Here is a 5,064-nt window from a genome sequence, read left to right on the forward strand (position 1 = left end):
CTCCGTAAAGAAGCCATCGAGAGCATTAAGACTCGGATCTAACTGTTTTGCTTGTTGCCAAGAAAACCATGCCATTGATGACTTCTCCACCCTGTTCGATTAAAGACCGAATAGGCTCTTAGATTGCGCTTTACGAATTTCAGTTTCATCCGCCCACTCAATCAAACCTGTTTCTAGGTCCATTAGGCGCATGGTCATCTTGTAGTATACATCTTTATCGCTACCTGCATTTTTCACAATGCTAGATAGGTTGCCGTAAAGCATGTATTGAGCACCAACCATTTTACCAAATTGGATAGCTGTGCTTTGGTTAACAAGCTCATCCGTGTTTTGGAAGTTAAGTTGTTCACGCACAGACTCAACACGATCCATATCAACAAAACGGAACTTACCTGAGTTCAACATCTTAGTAGAGATCGTGTCAGTAATGGATTCAGTGTCAATATGTTCACTGGTTTTGTTCTTAATTCGCTCAACAAAAACGATAGGACGTTGGTCACGAGTAATTGCTGCTACAGAGCCCGACATCATCATGCTATCCACCATTTCAGCCGCGATTTTTTGTAAATCTGTTGAGCCAAAATCGATAGTCGTGGTTTCTGTTGCTTGCGCATCGCCGTAAGAGACTTTGTTAGAACAGCCACCTAAAATGACGGCAAGACCTAAAAGAGCAATAATACTTTTTTTCATGAGAGTTCCTTAGTTTTTCAATACCAGCGCATCGTTAGCGCGGCAGCTTCGGCAGAGCCGTTAAGATTAATCGTCTTGTGCTTCTCTAATTTGCACACGGAATTTTGTGCCATTTGGATTCACAGTAACTTCAGATAACGTGACTTGCTCAAATCCTCGCACAATCATTTTTCGCCACGGACCAGGTTTGGTATTCACTTCTAAACCATTGTTGTCATACCAATAAAATCGGTAAAGAATGTGCTGATCACCTTTGTAATTGCTACTCAGCTGCACGACTCCTCGTGGGCGATCATCAACGTAAGTGGTGGTGATGTTGTCAACTAATAAGCGACTACCTAAAACGTTATCATTAAAAAATACTTTTTGCGTTTGGCCATCAATTCGAATACCAGCCGTGTTTTCGGCGCATCCAACTAAACCAATAGCCATTGCTAAACAAACAAGCCATGCTTTCATTACAGTCTCCCTAGCTGTTTATGCCACACGGTTGAGTGTGCTCCCTGACGAGATACCCATACCAATGTAGTCTGCTGTGCAGGCACTTCAAACTGATAGGTTTGATCACCCAAGTTTAAACTTTGTGTTCCCGGTTTCACGATTTTTGAAGCCGTTTTCACTTGCGCTGGCAATGTTTGCCAACTTCTTGTATCTGGCTGTTCGGTCAATGTGTTCCATACATTGAAAAGTATGTTGCCCACATCATCGCCTTTTTTCGCCGCCTCTTTTCGGATTCGATCTTTTGCCCAAACACGAAGAGCTTGACGGATCACTATTGTAGTAAGACGTTCATTAAGATCGTTTTGCGCCATCGCATTAACATCAGTCAGCGTACTGGAAGGCAATACCTGACCATTTAAAACAACATCGCTAAAACGTTGAGCACCTCGGTTCTGATAATAAGGAAGCGCCAACGAATAAATCGCGCCATTATCGCGACTGTCGTAAATCGGTAAATCAATACGCCACCCTTTCATCGCCTCAACAACACCCTGCTCATCAATAACGATGACTCGCCCTTGTGACTGAGTTAATCCAGAAGGTGCTTTGCCATACCGCTTCTCTAGCATGCGCAAGTCTTCACGCATGCCCAGCTTCTTAGCAGCGTATAAGGTGCTTTCTACAACTTGCTTGTTGTCTGGCATTACAGCGAGTGCTCGTCGGTAATCAACATAAGCACTGTTTAAGTCTCGCGACGCTTCATATAACAAGCCAGAAAGATAGAACAGATAACCATTTTGTACCGCGCTTAGTTTTTTACCAGCATCAGGGTAGTTCGCTAATACACTGCCTAAATTGGCAGATATGCCTTGCTTGTTAAGGTCTTTCTCTGCTGCTTTTAGCTCTTTTTCACGCGCCTTTCTTGCCGCTTCCTGAACTTGATTAGCTCGACGCACTTCAACTAGTGCTCCTTCTAAATCGTTTTTCTGTAAGTAATTTAGTCCTAGATACAGGTGCAAAAAGCCAAGTTCGTAATCGGCGGGATGATAGTCTTGGAGATTGTCGTTCACTGCGAGAGAGCCGACGCTCGTTGCCGTGTCTGACACAGATATCGTCGCTCGATCTTGTTGGACACGTACGGCACGATCGCTGCTTTCTAGCGCATTCAAACTTGTCGGGTAATCTTCAGCAAGAAAAGAGATGCGACCTTTTTCAAAATTGCCAAGTATCTCGCCACCCACTTCACTTGATTGAAGTTGTTTTGCTTTGGCATATTCCCCTGCAACAACGGCTTGATAAACTTCTTGATTCTGGTTGCTGTAATGACTAAACAGATTGCCCGCAGATAAATTCGCGCAGCCAGAGGCCATTAAAGCCCAGCTCATCAGCCCTAACAGCTTTACACCTAGTTTCACATTTATCTCCACAAATGTGTCATTCGACAGGAAAAAGAAGTGGGTGAATCACCACCCACTTTTAAAAGCTTAGCTCAATACCATTGGACCTAGAGGGCGGCCGCCTAGTAGGTGCATGTGAATATGGTAAACCTCTTGGCCACCATGTGGATTACAATTAACGATTAGGCGATAGCCGTCTTCAGCAATACCTTCTTCTTTCGCTAACTTTCTAGCAACAGTGAACAAACGCCCCATCATTGCTTCATCTTCAGCTTCTACATCATTCGTTGTTGGGATCAGTTTATTCGGAATAATGAGAATATGGCTTGGTGTGCGAGGGTTAATGTCGCGAAACGCAGTCACCAAATCATCTTGATAAAGGATATCGGCAGGGATTTCCTTGCGAATAATTTTACTAAAGATCGTTTCTTCCGCCATGAGGACTCCATTTTATAAACGTAATTAGATCCCAATTAGTATGCGCCAACCAAAAGCGGAGCTCAATAAAAACAGTGTTCACTTAACATTATTAATCAAATGCTAATTAACGAAGCTTTTTTTGTCGTGTGCGTCATAAAATGCGCGTCACAAACTGAATACAATCCAATGAATTTTGTTACTTTTTTAAGACAATTATTATTTTTATACCCAAGTAAATTCAAAAATACTTGGGTAGCTTGTCTATTTTTGGGAGAGGAAGCTCACTTATGCGAGGTTCAGTTATTAAAAGGATGTATGCCGGCTTTGCACTGATCATCATCCTATTTGCCGTCACAATTGCCATTATGATGGGAGGAATGAGTGATATTCACGGAAAATTTGGCACGGTTTCTAAATCATCCCTACCGTTGGTATCGTTATCTAATCAAACCAGTGTTGAGCTGCTTTCTGCCGACAAATCATTTAAAGACTTCCTGACGACAGAGAATAAACAACGCATGGATGAAATGCGTCAGGAATTTGCTAGATCTCAACAGCGCTTCGAATCCACATTGGCTCAACTGAAAACCGCAAGCCAAATCTACCCTTCTCTTGCCGAACCGTTTTCAGAGTTAAAAACGTTAGAGCAGAGCTATTTTACAGAAGCTCTAGAGGCCATGGACAACTACGAAGCAATGTTCGCGGCTCAAGAAGAAGTGCAAAAATCCTCACGCCGCTTCCAAAAACTGAATACCGAACTTTCGGTTGGTCTTAAAGAATATGTGGCAGATCAAACCAGCATTTCTGTCAAAGTCATGGCAAAGAGCTACTTTATCAAGTTAAAAGATGCCGAAGTAATTACCTCTGATGCCCTCGCCAGTTCCAACCCTGAGTTTGTTACGCAAGCCGTAGCTAAAAACCGCAAAGCAGTAACGCACTTGAATTACGCATTCCGCGGGTTGGTGACTCAGCTTCCTGAGCTAGAAAAAGCTTTTGGCGAATCTGTAGAGCAATTTACTCGTGACGTTGGTATGCGTGGCGGTGTGCTAGACCAACATAATAATTACCTCAATGCTCGCGCCGCTTTGTATAACAATATCGCCAACCTAGCAAATAAAGTGGATTCAACCATGGCGATTCTTGAGCAATTCACGACAACCGCAACAGATAAGCTCAATGAATCATTGGCAGACGCAGGTGACATATATTCGGCGGGTGTAACGAAAGCCATCATCATTGGCGTTATTGTCGTTTTACTCGCGACAGCGATTGGCTACCACATCGCTCAAAGCGTTCGCGAACCGTTGACTCGTATTCTAAAAGTGTTAGAAAGCCTGACTGAAGGTGATATGACACAGCGTATCGACATTCGCTATAACAACGAATTCAGCCGTGTGAGTGGACACATTAACTCACTCGCCGACAACCTTCACGAGATCTTGGTGAAACTCAACGAAGCGTCAGAAAACCTATCGTCAACCGCGACAACCAACGAACGCACCTCTTCGCAAGCACAAATTAAATTGAGCTCTCAACGCGAACAAACAGCAAACGTCGCTACCGCGATGACAGAAATGTCTCATTCAGTGCAGGAAGTCGCGCAAAGTGCGCAAGGCTCGTTAGAAATGGTGCAACGCGTCGAATCTGCCTCTGAAGAAGGTAGAAATGTTATGAGCAGTAATATCTCAACCATTAATCAACTAGAAACACGTTTGAACGAATCGGTCTCCGCAGTTTCTGAGCTACAAAAAATGAGTGGTCAAATTGGGTCTATCCTTGATGTGATCCGCAACATTGCGGAGCAAACCAACCTACTGGCATTGAACGCGGCAATTGAAGCGGCTCGCGCTGGTGAACAAGGTCGCGGCTTCGCGGTAGTGGCAGATGAAGTACGAGTACTCGCATCAAGAACGACTCAATCAACCACTGAAATTGAATCCATGATCAGTAATCTGCAATCTAGCTCGCAATCGGCGAACCAAGTCATACAAAGCTGTATGAGCGATATGGAGATGTCGGTTGAGCAAGCATCAAAAGCGAACAGCTCAATGGAAGAGATCCAGGCGCTAATCATCGAAATCAGCCAAATGAGTACGCACATTTCACAAGCAGCAGC

The 5,064-nt window shown here is 43.9% G+C and carries 5 protein-coding genes; 1 reads left to right on the forward strand and 4 read right to left on the reverse strand.

The genetic code is table 11. The features are described from left to right. Positions 1–99: 99 nt before the first annotated feature. The 4 genes from lpoB to hinT form a co-directional block, all read right to left on the reverse strand. The gene (gene lpoB, locus IQR33_RS22610; protein WP_005378467.1) at positions 100–690 is read right to left on the reverse strand and encodes a penicillin-binding protein activator LpoB; all 591 of its coding nucleotides are present in this window, start codon (positions 688–690) and stop codon (positions 100–102) included. 66 nt (positions 691–756) lie between these two features. Next, entirely contained in the window at positions 757–1,149 is a 393-nt protein-coding gene (locus IQR33_RS22615; RefSeq protein ID WP_005378469.1) for a YcfL family protein, read from the reverse strand. Beyond that, entirely contained in the window at positions 1,149–2,546 is a 1,398-nt protein-coding gene (locus tag IQR33_RS22620; protein ID WP_193837460.1) for a COG3014 family protein, read from the reverse strand. The genes IQR33_RS22615 and IQR33_RS22620 overlap by 1 nt, the downstream gene beginning before the upstream one ends. Positions 2,547–2,615: 69 nt before the next feature. Beyond that, positions 2,616–2,966, reverse strand: a complete 351-nt coding sequence (hinT, locus tag IQR33_RS22625) for a purine nucleoside phosphoramidase (protein WP_005378473.1) — start codon at positions 2,964–2,966, stop codon at positions 2,616–2,618. Positions 2,967–3,235: 269 nt separating this feature from the next. Between hinT and IQR33_RS22630 the strand changes: the two genes are divergently transcribed. Beyond that, a partial coding sequence (locus tag IQR33_RS22630) for a methyl-accepting chemotaxis protein (RefSeq protein WP_228014074.1) occupies positions 3,236–5,064 on the forward strand: 1,829 nt, incomplete at its 3' end.

This window comes from Vibrio sp. OPT46, assembly GCF_015163535.1.
Classification (GTDB): domain Bacteria; phylum Pseudomonadota; class Gammaproteobacteria; order Enterobacterales; family Vibrionaceae; genus Vibrio; species Vibrio alginolyticus.

What these genes read in the sequence shown, in the direction of transcription:
- lpoB (WP_005378467.1), bottom strand. Translation starts at nt 690, where the DNA reads ATGAAAAAAAGTATTATTGCTCTTTTAGGTCTTGCCGTCATTTTAGGT.
- IQR33_RS22615 (WP_005378469.1), bottom strand. Translation starts at nt 1,149, where the DNA reads ATGAAAGCATGGCTTGTTTGTTTAGCAATGGCTATTGGTTTAGTTGGA.
- hinT (WP_005378473.1), bottom strand. Translation starts at nt 2,966, where the DNA reads ATGGCGGAAGAAACGATCTTTAGTAAAATTATTCGCAAGGAAATCCCT.